This window comes from Pseudomonas serbiensis, assembly GCF_030580745.1.
Classification (GTDB): Bacteria; Pseudomonadota; Gammaproteobacteria; order Pseudomonadales; family Pseudomonadaceae; genus Aquipseudomonas; species Aquipseudomonas serbiensis.
The window spans coordinates 187164-203395 of the sequence record NZ_JAUQOO010000002.1; the positions used below are offsets into that span (position 1 = coordinate 187164).

Sequence of the window (16232 nt, forward strand, 5' to 3'; positions counted from 1 at the left end):
CACGAGCAAGGAGTAACGCCTTGCCGAGCATAGACGCACTCGCCGACCGCCTTTCGGCCTATCTTGGCAAGGACCAGGTCAATCTGGTCCGCCGAGCGTATTACTACGCCGAACAAGCCCACGACGGCCAACGCCGTCGTAGCGGCGAAGCTTATGTGACGCACCCGCTTGCGGTTGCGAGCATCCTTGCCGACATGCACATGGACCATCAGAGCCTGATGGCCGCGATGCTGCATGACGTGATTGAAGACACCGGTATCGCCAAGGAAGCACTCTGCTTGCAGTTTGGCGAAACCGTGGCCGAGCTCGTCGACGGGGTCAGCAAGCTGACCCAGATGAACTTCGAGACCAAAGCCGAAGCCCAGGCTGAAAACTTCCAGAAGATGGCCATGGCCATGGCACGCGACATTCGCGTGATCCTGGTCAAGCTCGCCGACCGTCTGCACAACATGCGTACGCTGGAAGTCCTGTCCGGCGAGAAGCGCCGTCGCATCGCCAAGGAAACCCTCGAAATCTATGCCCCGATCGCCAACCGGCTGGGCATGCATAGCGTTCGTATCGAGTTCGAGGACCTGGGTTTCAAGGCCATGTATCCCATGCGCTCTTCGCGCATCAACCAGGCGGTCAAGCGCGCCCGGGGCAATCGCAAGGAGCTGGTCAACAAGATCGAAGAGTCCCTGAGCCATTGCCTTGCAGTGGACGGGATCGAAGGCGAAGTCAGCGGACGCCAGAAACATCTCTATGGCATCTACAAGAAGATGCGCGGCAAGCGTCGCGCCTTCAACGAGATCATGGATGTCTACGCATTCCGCATCATCGTCGACAAGGTCGACACCTGCTATCGCGTGCTGGGCGCTGTACACAATCTGTACAAGCCACTGCCCGGTCGCTTCAAGGATTACATCGCAATTCCCAAAGCCAACGGCTATCAGTCGTTGCACACCACCCTGTTCGGCATGCATGGCGTACCCATCGAAATCCAGATCCGCACCCGCGAAATGGAAGAGATGGCCAATAACGGCATTGCCGCACACTGGCTGTACAAATCCACCGACGACGAGCAGCCCAAGGGCACCCACGCCCGCGCCCGTCAGTGGGTCAAAGGTGTACTGGAGATGCAGCAACGTGCTGGCAACTCCCTGGAATTCATCGAAAGCGTGAAGATCGACCTGTTCCCGGACGAGGTCTACGTCTTCACGCCAAAAGGCCGGATCATGGAGCTGCCCAAAGGCTCCACGGCAGTGGACTTCGCCTACGCAGTCCACACCGACGTCGGCAACAGCTGTATAGCCTGCCGGATCAACCGCAGGCTGGCACCGCTTTCCGAACCGCTGCAAAGCGGCTCGACCGTCGAAATCGTCAGCGCACCGGGCGCACGCCCGAACCCTGCATGGCTCAACTTCGTCGTCACCGGCAAGGCCCGCACCCATATTCGTCACGCCCTGAAGCTGCAACGCCGCTCCGAGTCCATCAGCCTGGGCGAACGCCTGCTGAACAAGGTGCTCAACGGCTTCGAGTGTACGCTGGACAAGATCGCGCCCGAGCGCATCCAGCTGGTTCTGACCGAATACCGCGTCGAAGTCCTGGAAGACCTGCTCGAAGACATCGGCCTGGGCAATCGCATGGCCTATGTGGTCGCCCGCCGCCTGCTGGGTGAAGGCGAACAACTGCCAAGCCCGGAAGGCCCGCTGGCGATTCGCGGGACCGAAGGCCTGGTGCTCAGTTATGCCAAGTGCTGCACGCCGATCCCTGGCGACCCGATTGTCGGGCACCTGTCCGCAGGCAAGGGCATGGTTGTACACCTGGACAACTGCCGCAATATCAGTGAAATCCGCCACAACGCGGAAAAATGCATCCAGCTGTCCTGGGCCAAGGACGTCACTGGCGAATTCAATGTCGAGTTGCGTGTGGAGCTGGAACACCAGCGCGGCCTGATTGCCCTGCTGGCCAGCAGCGTCAACGCCGCCGACGGCAACATCGAAAAGATCAGCATGGACGAACGCGATGGCCGTATCAGCGTGGTCCAACTGGTCGTCAGCGTTCACGACCGCGTGCACCTGGCTCGCGTGATCAAGAAACTACGCGCCCTGACCGGGGTGACACGTATCACCCGCATGCGCGCATAGCCAACCCATCATCAGGAGTTCTTCATGACCAAGACTGTCATCACCAGCGACAAGGCACCTGCGGCCATCGGCACTTACTCCCAGGCGATCAAGGCTGGCAATACCGTCTACATGTCCGGACAGATCCCGCTGGACCCGAAAAGCATGGAGCTGGTCGAAGGCATCGAAGCCCAGATCGTTCAGGTCTTCGAGAACCTCAAGTCTGTCGCTGAAGCCGCCGGTGGCTCCTTCAAGGACATCGTCAAGCTGAACATCTTCCTGACCGATCTGGGCCACTTCGCCAAGGTCAACGAGATCATGGGCAAATACTTCGAGCAGCCTTACCCGGCCCGTGCAGCCATCGGCGTTGCCGCACTGCCACGTGGCGCTCAGGTCGAAATGGACGCGATTCTCGTCATCGAATAAATCATTCCAGCGGGGCGCCAGCCGCTCCGCTTCCCCTGCAAAGGAAGGACTCCGCTATGCGCTCCGCGCTCGCCATCTCACTGCTGGCTGCCATCCTGACTGGCTGCGCCAGCCACGCCGACCGCAACCCTGACGGTACCTGGATCAATCAGAACGCCATCGACGCTGCCGTCAAAGGCGGCAACCTGCGCGAAGCACTGCTTGCCAACGGCCCGAACCTGGAATGGCAGGTGAACACCAAGGCCAATCAGGCCATCTATTCCAATGGTTTCGAGCTGGGCGAAGGCAAGATTGCCAGCGCTGCCGACGGCAAGCTGCACATCGACTTCTACGGCAACTTCTCTGAAGACCTGACCGTCAAGGGCGACCAGTTGATCCAGGCTGCCAGCGAATCAGGTCCGGAGCAGCATTTCGAGAAGCCCGAAAACCCGGCCCCGGAAGGCGCACCTTCTGGCAGCAGCTTTGAAAAAGCCCTGTACGGCGCTTACATGGGCGGCAAATGGACCATCGTCAGTGGCGATGGCCAAGGCAGCACCGTGCAGTTCCTGCCGGACGGCAGCGTGCAGGGTCTTCCCGAAAATGACCGCTACGCCCTGTGTCTGGCGGGCGATTGCGCAGCCATGAGCGGCGAATTCGACAGCATGTGGCTGGAAAAGAACGAACAAGGCAACCCGTGGATCTTTGCCCGCAAAGGCAAGCAACTGGAAATATTCCAGGCACTCAACACGGCTGGCGCTGGCGAGATGCCTCAACTGCGCCCAGGCCAGCGTCACTGGCTGCTCGAACAGCAGTGATGCAGTGAAGACGGGCCCGCTCATCAAGATGACCGGGCCCGCCTCGCATTACCCGAGCAACGCCGCATACCCCGCACGATAATCCGTATACTTCGGCGCCCAACCCAGCGCCCGCGCTCTGGCATTGCTGCATCGCTTGCTGCCCACGCGCTGCACGCTGACATCTTCGGACCATTCGGTCACACCCAGATATTCGCGAATCCAGGCCACTACATCGGCCAGCGCCGCCGGATCGTCATCGACGCCAAGATAGCAATCCTCAAGCGCCACCCCGCGCGCATCGGCCTGAAGCAGAAAAGCCAGCAAACCCGCTGCGTCGTCAGCATGAATGCGATTGGCATAGACCGGCGGGTCGACCCGCACACTATGGCCCTGACGAACACGATTGGAGAGATCGTTGCGACCGGGGCCGTAGATCCCCGTCAAACGCACGACCGTGGCAGGCCAGCCGCTGTTGAGGGCGACCTGTTCGGCCTCCAGCATCACCGTGCCGGAAAAACCCGAGGGCTCGGTTGCCGAGGCCTCATCGACCCATTCGCCATGCTGCTGCCCGTAAACACCGCTGCTGGAGACAAACACAACCCGCCTGGGCTGCTGACCGTGCTGCTTCATCCAGTGCAACACATGAGACAAGCCCTCGACATAGGCGCGTCGGTAGCCGTATTCGTCCCTTTGCGTGGGTGTGGCGCAATAAACCAGATAATCGATAGTATCCGTCGGCCAGTCCTGCGGCTCCAGCCAGTCGAACAGATCGCCCTTTACCGGAATCACGCCTTCAGGCAACTGTGATGTATCACGCCGCAAGCCATGGACGCGCCATTCGAGAGGCAGCAATCGAGTGGCCAGACGAGCGCCTATATCGCCGCAACCGGCGATCAAAAGGGATGGTGCAGACACCTGATACCTCCACATGACAACGAATAAGGCCAAAAAATAATCAGGAATAAAGCAGCCTGATGTTATTTATTGAAAAAAAGATACATTATTACTTCTGCTAACAAGAACGATTTGCAATAATACCCGTCCATTTGTTCCCGCACTCCCGTCGAGCCTATAACGCGACGTCCCGGAACAACCATTATTTCCATTTCAGGTCAGGCCAGCATGACACGCATTCAATCACCCGCTTCGCCAACCAAGCTACCTCGCCTGCCGCGTGCATGGCGTGGTGTGGCTGCCCTTGTGTTGAGCCTGATGCTCGCACCTGTCGCTCTCGCTGACCAATCGGCACCGGCCGCTCAGGCACCTCAAGCCGCTGCCGCTGCTCCAGCCGCCACCGCGCCTGCAACCCAGCCAGAAGCCGTTGCACCTGTCGACACCCTGGAGCCTGTCGTTGAAGAAGCCGGCCTGGGCATGGCTCACGATCTGTCGCCATGGGGCATGTACCAGAACGCCGACATCGTCGTCAAAGCGGTCATGATCGGTCTGGTCATCGCTTCGATCATTACCTGGACCATCTGGATCGCCAAGGGTTTCGAGCTGCTGGGCGCCAAGCGTCGTCTGCGCGTTGAAATCGCTGGCCTGAAAAAGGCCCGCTCCCTGAGCGACGCCAGCCAGAGCGCCAACAAGGAGGGCACCCTGGCTCACCTGCTGGTCCATGACGCACTGGAAGAAATGCGCCTCTCTGCCAACAGCCGCGAGCGCGAAGGTATCAAGGAGCGTGTCAGCTTCCGTCTGGAGCGTCTGGTTGCTGCCTGTGGCCGCAATATGAGCAACGGCACCGGCATGCTCGCCACCATCGGTTCGACGGCTCCCTTCGTCGGTCTGTTCGGTACCGTGTGGGGCATCATGAACAGCTTCATCGGCATCGCCAAGACCCAGACCACCAACCTGGCAGTGGTTGCACCCGGCATCGCCGAAGCCCTGCTGGCAACAGCACTGGGTCTGGTTGCAGCGATTCCGGCAGTCGTTATCTACAACGTCTTCGCCCGCTCCATCGCTGGCTACAAGGCTCAGGTTTCGGACGCTTCCGCCCAGGTTCTGCTGCTGGTCAGCCGCGACCTGGATCACCTGCCGGAAAGCGATCGCAACCAACAGCAACCGCACATGGTAAAGGTGGGCTAAGACGTGGGCCTGCATCTTAACGAAGGCGGCGATGATCTCGCCGAGAACCATGAAATCAACGTGACGCCGTTCATCGACGTCATGCTGGTGCTGCTGATCATCTTCATGGTCGCGGCACCGCTGGCAACGGTAGACATCAAGGTCGACCTGCCAGCCTCTACCGCAACACCGCAACCAAGGCCCGAGAAGCCGATCTTCCTCAGCGTCAAGACTGACAAGAGCCTGTATCTGGGCGAAGAGAAAGTCGCTCGCGAGCAGATTGGTCAGGTGCTGGATGCCAGAACCAAGGGCAAGAAAGACACCACCATCTTCTTCCAGGCCGACAAAGGCGTGGATTACGGCGATCTGATGGAAGTCATGAACACCCTGCGCGGTGCTGGCTACCTGAAAGTCGGTTTGGTTGGCCTTGAGACGGTTGGTAAAAAATGATCACTACGCGCCAAAAACTGACGCGCTATAGCGGTAGTCTGTTGTTGGTGCTGGCTGTGCATGCCATCGCGGTCATCGTCGCACTCCGGTGGCCGGCATCACAGGCTATCGAGCTGCCACCGGCCGCCATGATGGTCGAACTGGCACCGTTGCCCGAGCCCGCACCGCCACCACCGCCCAAGGTCGTTCAGCCGCCGCAACCTCCAGCGCCGGAAGAGGAAATTCCTCTGCCTGAACTGGTCGAGGCGCCAAAGCCGGAAATCGCGGTTCCCAAGAAAGTGGAAAAGCCCAAGCCAAAACCGCAGCCGCCAAAGCCGCAGAAGAAGCCTGAGCCACCGCAGGAAAAGCCTGCCGATGAAAAGCCGGTGGACACGCCGCCAACAACGGCCCCTCCTGCAAAATCGGCTGCACCGACGCCGCCTAGCCCGCCGTCTCCACCCAGCACGGCATTGCCAAGCTGGCAGAGCGACCTGCTGAGGCACTTGAGCAAGTACAAGAAGTACCCTGAAGATGCTCGCCGTCGCGGCATGCAAGGGGTCGCCCGTCTGCGCTTCGTGGTCGATGCGGAAGGCAACGTCCTTTCCTACTCGATTGCCAGCACTTCAGGCAGTCCGGCACTGGACCGAGCCACCATGGAGATGATCCGTCGTGCTCAACCGTTGCCTAAACCGCCAGCGGAAACACTGAACAACGGCACGATCGAAATCCTGGCACCTTTCGTTTATTCCCTGGATAAACGCTGAATAACACTTTTGTTACTCATGAGTGCTTCTGATAACGTGCGTCTATCGATTGCACCCGCTATGCTGGGTCCGCAACTTCATGGACGCACGTTATGACCCTTACAGAATTGCGCTATATCGTTACGCTTGCTCAGGAACAGCACTTCGGCCACGCTGCCGAACGCTGTCACGTCAGCCAGCCCACGCTCTCGGTGGGCGTGAAAAAGCTTGAAGATGAACTTGGTGTGCTGATTTTCGAGCGCAGCAAGAGTGCTGTACGTCTAACGCCTGTCGGTGAAGGCATCGTTGCCCAGGCCCAGAAGGTACTGGAACAGGCACAAGGCATCCGCGAGCTGGCACAGGCGGGCAAGAATCAGCTGACAGCACCACTCAAGGTCGGCGCGATCTACACCGTTGGCCCCTACCTGTTTCCGCATCTGATTCCGCAACTGCACCGGGTCGCCCCGCAAATGCCGTTGTACATCGAAGAGAACTTCACTCACGTGCTGCGCGACAAACTGCGCAACGGTGAGCTGGACGCGGTCATCATCGCCTTGCCATTCAACGAAGCCGATGTGTTGACCCTGCCACTCTACGACGAGCCCTTCTCGGTTCTGATGCCAGCCAACCATCCATGGACCCAGAAAGAGTCCATCGATGCCTCGGCATTGAACGACAAGAGCCTGCTGTTGCTAGGTGAAGGTCACTGCTTCCGCGATCAGGTCCTGGAAGCCTGCCCGACGCTGACCAAAGGCGGCGAAGGTGCCAAGCACACGACGGTGGAATCCAGCTCTCTGGAAACCATTCGCCATATGGTCGCTTCCGGTCTCGGGATCTCGATCCTGCCGCTGTCGGCCGTGGACAGCCATCACTATGCACCCGGCGTGATCGAGGTTCGCCCACTGACAGCACCTGTACCTTTCCGTACGGTCGCTATCGCATGGCGCGCCAGTTTCCCGAGGCCCAAGGCAATCGAGATTCTTGCTGACTCTGTACGCCTGTGTTCCGTGGCTCGTCCAAAAACAGAAGCAAGCTAGGCAGAGAAAAATGAGCGAGCTTTCCAAAGTCTCGGTCACGGCGCTCAAGGGTGTCGGCGAGGCCATGGCTGAAAAGCTGGCAAAGGTGGGCCTGGAAAACCTGCAGGATGTGTTGTTTCACCTGCCGCTGCGCTATCAGGACCGGACCCGTGTTGTCCCTATCGGCGCTCTACGCCCCGGCCAGGATGCGGTGATCGAAGGCGTGGTCAGCGGCGCCGATGTGGTCATGGGCAAACGCCGCAGCCTGCTGGTGCGACTGGGTGACGGAACAGGCGTTGTCAGCCTGCGCTTCTATCACTTCAGCAACGCCCAGAAGGAAGGCATGAAGCGCGGGACTCACCTGCGCTGCTTTGGCGAAGCCAGACCCGGCGCATCAGGCCTGGAGATCTATCACCCGGAATACCGGGCACTGACCGGTGATGAACCCGCTCCCGTGGAGCAGACGCTCACCCCGATCTATCCGACCACCGAAGGCCTGACCCAGCAACGCCTGCGCCAACTCTGCCAGCAAAGCCTGGCAATGCTCGGCCCCAAAAGCCTGCCGGACTGGCTGCCCGAAGAGCTGGCCCGCGACTATCAACTGGCTCCGCTGGACGATGCGATTCGCTACCTGCACCACCCGCCCGCCGATGCCGATATCGAAGAACTCTCGCTGGGCCATCACTGGGCGCAACACCGCCTGGCCTTTGAAGAGTTGCTGACCCATCAGCTTTCCCAGCAACGCCTGCGTGAAAGCCTGCGCGCGCAACATGCACCGGCTCTGCCGCTGGCAAAAAAGCTGCCGAAACAGTTTCTGGCCAACCTCGGCTTTCCGCCCACCGGCGCACAGCAGCGCGTGGGCAAGGAAGTCGCCTACGACCTCAGCCAGCCGGAACCCATGCTGCGCCTGATTCAGGGCGATGTGGGCGCGGGCAAGACCGTGGTCGCCGCACTGGCGGCCCTGCAAGCGCTGGAAGCCGGTTATCAGGTGGCCTTGATGGCGCCCACCGAAATCCTCGCAGAGCAGCACTACATCAACTTTCAGCGCTGGCTTGAACCTCTGGGCGTCGGAGTCGCGTGGCTGGCCGGCAAGCTCAAGGGCAAGGCACGCGCCACCTCGCTGGAACAGATCGCCAGCGGCACACCCATGGTGGTGGGCACTCATGCACTGTTCCAGGACGAAGTGCAGTTCAAGAATCTGGCGCTGGTCATCATCGACGAACAACACCGTTTCGGCGTCCAGCAGCGTCTGGCCCTGCGCAAGAAAGGCGTTGGCGGCATGATGTGCCCACATCAATTGATCATGACCGCGACTCCCATTCCGCGCACCCTGGCCATGAGCGCCTACGCGGATCTGGATACCTCGATCCTTGACGAACTGCCTCCGGGCCGTACACCGGTCAACACCGTGCTGGTGGCCGACAGCCGTCGCATCGAAGTCATCGAACGAGTACGCGCAGCCTGTGCAGAAGGTCGCCAGGCCTACTGGGTCTGTACGCTGATCGAAGAGTCCGAAGAGCTGACCTGCAAGGCCGCCGAGACGTCATTCGAGGAGCTGAGCAGCGCATTGGGCGAGCTTCGTGTCGGGCTGATCCACGGGCGCATGAAGCCTGCGGAAAAAGCCGCCATCATGGCCGAGTTCAAACAGGGCGCTCTGCAATTGCTGGTGGCGACGACAGTCATTGAAGTCGGCGTCGATGTTCCCAATGCCAGCCTGATGATCATCGAAAACCCAGAACGCCTCGGGCTCGCTCAACTGCACCAGTTGCGCGGGCGTGTCGGACGCGGCAGCGCCGTCAGCCATTGTGTACTGCTCTACCATCCGCCGCTTTCACAAGTCGGCCGTCAACGCCTGGGCATCATGCGTGAAACAAATGACGGTTTCGTCATCGCCGAAAAGGATCTGGAATTGCGTGGTCCGGGAGAAATGCTAGGAACCCGACAAACGGGCCTCCTGCAGTTCAAGGTGGCTGATCTAATGCGTGATGCCGATTTGCTACCTGCCGTGCGAGATGCGGCCCACGCGCTTTTGGAGCGTTGGCCACAGCATGTCAGCCCCTTGCTCGAACGCTGGTTGAGGCATGGTCAGCAGTACGGTCAGGTGTGACGCAGGCAACGCTTTGGGAAGCCCATGCGGCCCAAAACAAATAAGGTAGTTATACTGCCGGCAATGTAGGAATACGGACAAAGACCATGACAGAAGTTGCCCACGTCGATGACTCTCACCAAGCCCCGTCGGTAATCCGGCAACTGCTTGAAAAACTGGCCATCCGCTATAACGAAGTCGTGGATGACGCGAGCCTGCCAGCATCGCGCAAAGTCCAGGCCGCGTTGGTCGAAGACGCTGTTGGCGCACTGCTGATTCTGTTCCCGCAAAGCCAGTTGCTGGACCTCAACCGGATCACCGAGCTGACGGGCCGCCAATTGACAGCCGTCCCGCATGATCGCCTCCTGCGCATGCTCGCCAAACACAATCTGCATGCCCTGCCAGGTCTTCCAGCCCTGACCAGTTCTCCTTGCCTTTATGACGACCGTCTCCTGCAAGAGCCCGCGCTACTGATTGGCTCAGGCGAACCGGGCGTGCTGCTCGAAATCAACAGCGAAGACTTCAAAGGCATGCTGAGCAAGGCCAGTGCGGCGCATTTTGGCGAACTGCTGAGCGGCATCCACCCCAACCTTGATCGTCCCGATGACGATCGCGAGGAAATCAACCAGGCCATGCATGCCTTCACGGCACGGCGCATCCAGCAACGTCTGGAAGCAACCCTGGAAATTCCGCCTCTGGCTGGCACGGCGCAGAAGATCATCAAGCTGCGTGTCGACCCCGATGCAACTATCGATGACATTACCGGCGTGGTTGAAACCGACCCGGCACTGGCCGCACAGGTCGTGAGCTGGGCTGCTTCGCCTTACTACGCATCGACAGGCAAGATCCGCTCGGTCGAAGACGCCATCGTCCGCGTGCTGGGTTTCGATCTGGTCATCAACCTCGCGTTGGGCCTGGCGTTGGGCAAGACCCTGAGCCTGCCCAAGGATCATCCGCAGCAGACGACGCCTTACTGGCAGCAGTCGATCTACACAGCCGCTGTCATCGAGGGCCTGACCCGCGCCATCCCGCGCGCCAAACGCCCAGAAGGCGGCCTGACCTATCTGGCCGGCTTGCTGCACAACTTCGGCTACCTGCTGCTGGCCCACGTGTTCCCGCCTCACTTCTCGCTGATCTGCCGTCAGCTTGAGGTCAACCCGCACCTGCATCACAGCTATGTAGAGCATCATTTGCTGGGCATCAGCCGCGAGCAGATCGGTGCCTGGCTGATGCGTTACTGGGACATGCCGGACGAACTGTCCACCGCATTGCGCTTCCAGCATGACCCTTACTACGCGGGCAAGCATTGTGAATATGCCAACCTGATTTATCTGGCTGTGCGCTTGTTGCGCACCAACGGCATCGGCTCAGGCCCACAGCAGGAAATCCCGGACGAGTTGTTCGAGCGCCTGGGCCTGACCCGGGAAAAGGCCAACGAATCTGTCAGAAAGGTTCTGGAAGCCGAAGTCATGCTGCGTGAGCTGGCGTCTCAGTTCGCCCAGTGATCGGCCTTTTCGCGAATGAATTTGCTCCTGTGCAGACTATGAGGGAGCAAATTTATTCGCGAATCCTGTTCAACATTGAAAGGTAAGTGAAAGCTTCTGCAATTAGGATCACCTCACCACCGGCAAAAGACCGGCTAGCCAGGAAACGTGCTCAACGCACTTTCAGGCCCAATTAACAAAAATAAATGGTGATTCCGATGTTTGCTCCGACCCCGATCTACACCCTCCTTGCGCCTCCTCTCCACGTATTGCCCCTGCTGAGCTGATTTCGTTCGATTCATCGTTCCGTAGCCGTATTACGTCTGGAGAATTCCTATGTTGACTTTCCTTGGCTTCGCCATGGTTATTGCGTTCATGTACCTGATCATGAGCAAACGCATGACTGCGCTGATTGCCCTGATTATCGTACCGATCATTTTTGCCCTGTTTGGCGGCTTCGGCCCGCAGATTGGCCCGATGATGCTGGCTGGCATCACCAAGCTGGCGCCAACCGGCGTCATGCTGATGTTCGCAATTCTCTACTTCGCCCTGATGATCGACTCGGGCCTGTTCGACCCGGCCGTGCGCAAGATCCTGAAAATGGTGAAAGGCGACCCGATGCGCATTTCGGTCGGCACTGCCGTACTGGCGCTGGTGGTTTCCCTGGACGGTGACGGCGCGACCACTTACATGATCTGCGTCGCAGCCATGCTGCCGCTCTACAGCCGTGTCGGCATGAGCCCGCGCATCATGGCTGGCCTGATCATTCTGGCTGGCGGCGTGATGAACATGACGCCATGGGGCGGCCCGACCGCTCGCGCAGCCAGCGCCCTGCATGTCGATGCCTCGGATATTTTCGTACCGATGATCCCTGCCATGCTGGCCGGTGTGGTCGCGATCCTGGTCATTGCCTACTTCTACGGCAAACGTGAACGTGCCCGTCTGGGTGAACTGCATCTGCAAGGCGATGAAATCGATCACAGCGAAATCAGTGTTTCGCAGTTCCCGGATGCCCGTCGTCCGAAAATGATCTGGTTCAACGGTGCCCTGACGCTGGCGCTGATGGTCGCCCTGATGATGAGCCTGCTGCCTCTGCCAGTGCTGTTCATGATCGCGTTCAGTATCGCGATGATCATCAACTACCCGAAACTTCAGGACCAGAAGGACCGCGTTGCAGCCCACGCTGGCAGTGTTCTGTCCGTCGTCGGCCTGATCTTCGCCGCCGGTATCTTCACCGGCATCCTGACCGGCACCGGCATGGTCGACGCCATGTCGAAAAGCCTGCTGGCTGTGATCCCGGAAGCGATGGGGCCTTACCTGGCGGTCATCACTGCACTGGCGAGCATGCCGTTCACCTTCTTCATGTCCAACGATGCGTTCTACTTCGGCGTACTGCCGGTGCTCTCTGAAGCAGCAGCCCACTACGGCATCACCCCGGTGGAAATGGCTCGCGCCTCGATCGTCGGCCAACCGGTTCACCTGCTCAGCCCACTGGTTCCATCGACCTATCTGCTGGTTGCACTGGCCGGTATCGACTTTGGCGATCACCAGCGCTTCACACTGAAATGGGCGATCCTGGTCTGCATCTGCATCCTGATCGCTGCACTGCTGATGGGTATTTTCCCGCTGGTCAGCAGCGTTTAATCAAGCCGTGCTCCCCGCCGCCAACCTGACCGTTGGCGGCGGGCACCAGTCAGAAAAGACATATTCCTGGTCGCTGTCCTGATAGCGACGTCAATACACTGATTTATGACAGTTTTATTTCAATAGATCAGTGCCTATGCGATGCTGGCGCCAAGGCCAAAGGCCGACTAAAAGCTTTAGTAGAGCGTCATAAAAAATTTCCGCTCGCTACACGCTGCACCTTCAATCCTTTGCCCTGAATGGGGCACGTCTCAGGGGGCTTTCAGTATGCTGACCCTGCTCGATTTGTTATCCGCCGTCGCCCTGCTGATCTGGGGCACGCATATCGTGCGCACCGGTATTCTTCGCGTGTATGGCGCACAGTTGCGCCGCGTCCTCAGCCAGAACATGTCCAAACGACCTCTCGCGTTTATCGCGGGCATTCTGGTCACCGCATTGGTGCAGAGCAGCAACGCCACCGCCATGCTGGTGACTTCGTTCGTGGGCCAGGGCCTGATGACGCTGACTCCCGCGCTGGCGATCATGCTCGGGGCCGATGTGGGAACGGCACTGATGTCCCGCGTGCTGACCCTGGACCTCTCCTGGCTTTCGCCGCTGCTGATTTTCCTCGGGGTGATTTTCTTTCTGTCGCGCAAACAGACACGAGCAGGGCAATTGGGCCGGGTCGCCATCGGGCTGGGTCTGATCGTACTGGCATTGCAACTGATCGTCAGCGCGACCACGCCCATCACCCAGGCCTCCGGGGTAAAAGTGCTGTTCGCCTCACTGACCGGCGACCTGATGCTCGATGCACTGGTCGGCGCCCTGTTCGCGCTGATCTCCTACTCCAGCCTTGCGGCAGTATTGCTGACTGCCACGTTGGCAGGTGCCGATGTCATTGGCTTGCCGGTCGCTATCGGCCTGGTGATCGGTGCCAATATCGGCAGCGGGCTGCTGGCTTTCCTCAGTACCAGCATGCAAAACGTCGCCGGTCGGCAAGTCGCCCTGGGCAGCCTGCTTTACAAGTTGCTGGGCCTTTTGCTGATCATTCCGGTGCTCGACCCGCTGGTACACTGGCTCTCTTCTCTGGGCTTCAGCCCTCAGGAACTGGTCATCGGTTTTCACCTGATCTACAACACCGCGCGTTGCCTGCTGATGTTGCCCACGGTTGGCCCGATGGCGCGCCTGTGCGCCGCACTGCTGCCCTATCAGGCAGAAACCAACGGCCCGGCCAAGGCAAAGCATCTGGACCTTGCCGCGTTGTCGACACCCAGCCTGGCATTGGCCAATGCCGTGCGTGAAACCTTGCGCATGGGAGACCTGATCGAAAGCATGCTGGGCTCGATGCTCGCGGTACTGCGCGGCACACAAACGGCCGTCACTCAGGAAATGCGCCGCCTGAACGATGATGTGGAAGCGCTCTATAGCGCGATCAAGCTGTATCTGGCCCAGATGCCTCGCGAGGAACTGGGCGAGCACGATAATCGTCGCTGGGCAGAGATCATCGAGCTGACCATCAATCTGGAACTGGCCAGCGACCTCATCGAGCGCATGCTGCGCAAGATCCAGCAGCAGAAGACCTCACAGCGGCGCTCGTTCTCGGAAGTCGGGCTGGAAGAACTGGCCGATCTGCATATCCAGCTGCAATCCAACCTGCGTCTTGGCCTGTCGGTCTTTCTCAGTTCGGATGAAGAGAGCGCCCGCCAGTTGCTAAGGGAAAAGCGCCGTTTCAGAGCGCTGGAGCGGCGTCTGGCGCATGCCCATGTCAGCCGCCTGCAACGCAAGGTCGTACAAAGCATCGAAACCAGTTCGCTGCATCTTGAACTCATCGCTGACATGAAACGCCTTAACTCGCTATTCTGCAGCAGTGCCTATGCCGTGCTGGGAACAGCCGATACTGGAGCCTTGTCGAGCGAGAGCATTCAAGAGCAATCGGTGTGAACGTACCAGGCAGAGCGAAGTCTGTTAAACATACCGGCCCGCAAGGAAAGCTGCTTTATGCGTTGCCTGCTGTTTGCTTGTCTGCTTCTGAGTTCTCTCCCTTCGCTGGCCCTTGATCGTCTTCAGGTCGAGGGCTACCTGTTACCCAACGGCCTGCAAGTGCTGCTCAAGCCGGGCTATGAAAAGGGCCATGTGGCGATTCGGCTGGTGGTCGGCATCGGCTTCGATGACTTCGCCTGTCAGGACAAGGAACTGCCGCATCTGCTGGAGCATTTGCTGTTCAGCGGCACAGACGACAGCGGCGAAGGCGGGCTTGAAGAGCGTATGCAGGCGCTGGGTGGCGAGTGGAATGCGTTCACCAGCAACACCGACACCACTTTCGTGATCGAAGCACCAGCCCGCAATCAGCGCAAGATTCTGGATCTCTTGCTGGAGGTTCTGACCAACACCGAACTGCTGCAAAGCCGTTTCGATGAGGTCAAACGCATCGTCGAGCGCGAAGATGGCGGTCACTTTTCCCACCTGCAGCGCCTGCTTGATCGCCGCGAATCGGGCACCGGTGCCAGCAACCAGTTGGCGATAGAGCTGGGGCTCAAATGCGCCGAGCGTCCAGAGGTCAATGACATTACCCTCAAGCAGGTCGAAGATGTCTTCGCGAGCTGGTACGCCCCCAACAACATGACACTGATCGTTGTCGGCGATCTCGACAGGCTGCTGCCCAGCTATCTGGAACGCACTTACGGGCAGCTCAACCCGACTGACCCCATCGAGCACCCGCCGCTGGCCGAAAGCAATGGCGCAGCCCAGGCTTCGCGCACTCTGATCCGGGGCTTGCTGGGCGAGGGCGCACGCCTGCACCTGACCTTCACCGAACCGCAGCTCGAAAAGCAACACGACGAAACCTGGGAACTGGTCGAGGCCTATCTGGACTGGGCGCTCTATGCAGAACTGCGCCTCAAGCACGGCTTGTCCTATGGCCCATCGGTTGATCGTGAGGTCTTTGGGGAAGTCGGCTTCATGAGCCTGAATGCCGACCTTGAGCGCGAGGACATCCATGAAGCCGAGCAAAGCATTCGCACCCTGCTTGCGCGCCTGAAAAAAGAAGGCATGCAACCTTCCACCTTCGCCCGTCTGCAACAAGCCGCCATCGCCAGACAGGCATGGGCCGTACAGGGCAACAGTGCGCTGGCCGATTACTACTGGAGCGCACTCAATGATTACGAAGACGGACGCTTTGCAGACCCGGCCAAACGCATCAAGAGCGTGAGCCTGGACACCGCCAATCAGGCCCTGCGCCAACTGTTGGCCAAGCCCGGTTATTGGCGGGTCGAAAAGTCATTGCTCAGTTATGACGATTTGTATGGGTTGGCTGCGGTGGTTGCCGGGATGATCGGGTTGTTGGTGTTCTGGCGGGTACGCAAGCGTATTCGCAAGTGAGTTCGCTTCGACCCCTTCATATCCCCCGTCGCGGCCAAGGCCCCTCCCACAATCTGTAAGGGACGGTATTTACACGCACCTTGGCATTGATATGCTGCCGGGGTT

At 59.4% G+C, this 16232-nt stretch carries 13 protein-coding genes; 12 read left to right on the forward strand and 1 reads right to left on the reverse strand.

Annotation, left to right across the window (positions count from 1 at the left end; genetic code table 11):
* Positions 1-20 precede the first annotated feature (20 nt).
* The 3 genes from spoT to Q6A51_RS03840 are packed head-to-tail and all read left to right on the forward strand — an operon-like array spanning position 21 to position 3325.
* Positions 21-2126 (forward strand): bifunctional GTP diphosphokinase/guanosine-3',5'-bis pyrophosphate 3'-pyrophosphohydrolase, encoded by a 2106-nt coding sequence (gene spoT / locus Q6A51_RS03830; RefSeq protein ID WP_201000982.1) that lies wholly within the window; start codon positions 21-23, stop codon positions 2124-2126.
* A gap of 24 nt (positions 2127-2150) precedes the next feature.
* Positions 2151-2531 carry a RidA family protein gene (locus Q6A51_RS03835; protein WP_201000981.1) on the forward strand — a complete coding sequence of 127 codons (381 nt, stop codon included), beginning with the start codon at positions 2151-2153 and terminating at the stop codon, positions 2529-2531.
* 56 nt (positions 2532-2587) lie between these two features.
* A complete protein-coding gene (locus tag Q6A51_RS03840) occupies positions 2588-3325 on the forward strand; it encodes a hypothetical protein (protein WP_201019500.1) in 738 nt (245 codons plus the stop codon).
* 48 nt (positions 3326-3373) lie between these two features.
* Here the strand turns inward: Q6A51_RS03840 and Q6A51_RS03845 are convergent, their stop codons facing one another.
* The gene (locus Q6A51_RS03845; protein WP_201019501.1) at positions 3374-4222 is read right to left on the reverse strand and encodes an SDR family oxidoreductase; all 849 of its coding nucleotides are present in this window, start codon (positions 4220-4222) and stop codon (positions 3374-3376) included.
* A 207-nt stretch (positions 4223-4429) separates the two neighbouring features.
* On the opposite strand from Q6A51_RS03845, the gene exbB reads away from it, so the two are divergent.
* The 9 genes from exbB to Q6A51_RS03890 all read left to right on the forward strand — a co-directional run bounded on the left by exbB (position 4430) and on the right by Q6A51_RS03890 (position 16127).
* Entirely contained in the window at positions 4430-5389 is a 960-nt protein-coding gene (gene exbB, locus Q6A51_RS03850; protein ID WP_201019502.1) for a tonB-system energizer ExbB, read from the forward strand.
* Between the two features lie 3 nt (positions 5390-5392).
* Positions 5393-5818 (forward strand): TonB system transport protein ExbD, encoded by a 426-nt coding sequence (gene exbD / locus Q6A51_RS03855; protein ID WP_003377967.1) that lies wholly within the window; start codon positions 5393-5395, stop codon positions 5816-5818.
* On the forward strand, positions 5815-6561 hold the full coding sequence (locus Q6A51_RS03860; protein ID WP_201000977.1) for an energy transducer TonB: 747 nt from the start codon (positions 5815-5817) through the stop codon (positions 6559-6561). Before exbD ends, Q6A51_RS03860 begins: the two co-directional genes overlap by 4 nt.
* A 92-nt stretch (positions 6562-6653) precedes the next feature.
* Complete coding sequence (locus tag Q6A51_RS03865) at positions 6654-7577, forward strand: hydrogen peroxide-inducible genes activator (RefSeq protein WP_122314833.1); 924 nt, start codon at positions 6654-6656, stop codon at positions 7575-7577.
* Between the two features lie 10 nt (positions 7578-7587).
* On the forward strand, positions 7588-9663 hold the full coding sequence (gene recG / locus Q6A51_RS03870) for an ATP-dependent DNA helicase RecG (RefSeq protein WP_201000976.1): 2076 nt from the start codon (positions 7588-7590) through the stop codon (positions 9661-9663).
* Between the two features lie 86 nt (positions 9664-9749).
* Positions 9750-11147 carry an aminoacyl-tRNA deacylase and HDOD domain-containing protein gene (locus Q6A51_RS03875; protein WP_304574169.1) on the forward strand — a complete coding sequence of 466 codons (1398 nt, stop codon included), beginning with the start codon at positions 9750-9752 and terminating at the stop codon, positions 11145-11147.
* Positions 11148-11462: 315 nt separating this feature from the next.
* A complete protein-coding gene (locus Q6A51_RS03880; RefSeq protein ID WP_201000972.1) occupies positions 11463-12770 on the forward strand; it encodes a CitMHS family transporter in 1308 nt (435 codons plus the stop codon).
* A 267-nt stretch (positions 12771-13037) separates the two neighbouring features.
* Positions 13038-14690 (forward strand): Na/Pi cotransporter family protein, encoded by a 1653-nt coding sequence (locus Q6A51_RS03885; protein ID WP_201019504.1) that lies wholly within the window; start codon positions 13038-13040, stop codon positions 14688-14690.
* A gap of 57 nt (positions 14691-14747) precedes the next feature.
* On the forward strand, positions 14748-16127 hold the full coding sequence (locus Q6A51_RS03890) for a M16 family metallopeptidase (RefSeq protein ID WP_304574170.1): 1380 nt from the start codon (positions 14748-14750) through the stop codon (positions 16125-16127).
* Positions 16128-16232 lie beyond the last annotated feature (105 nt).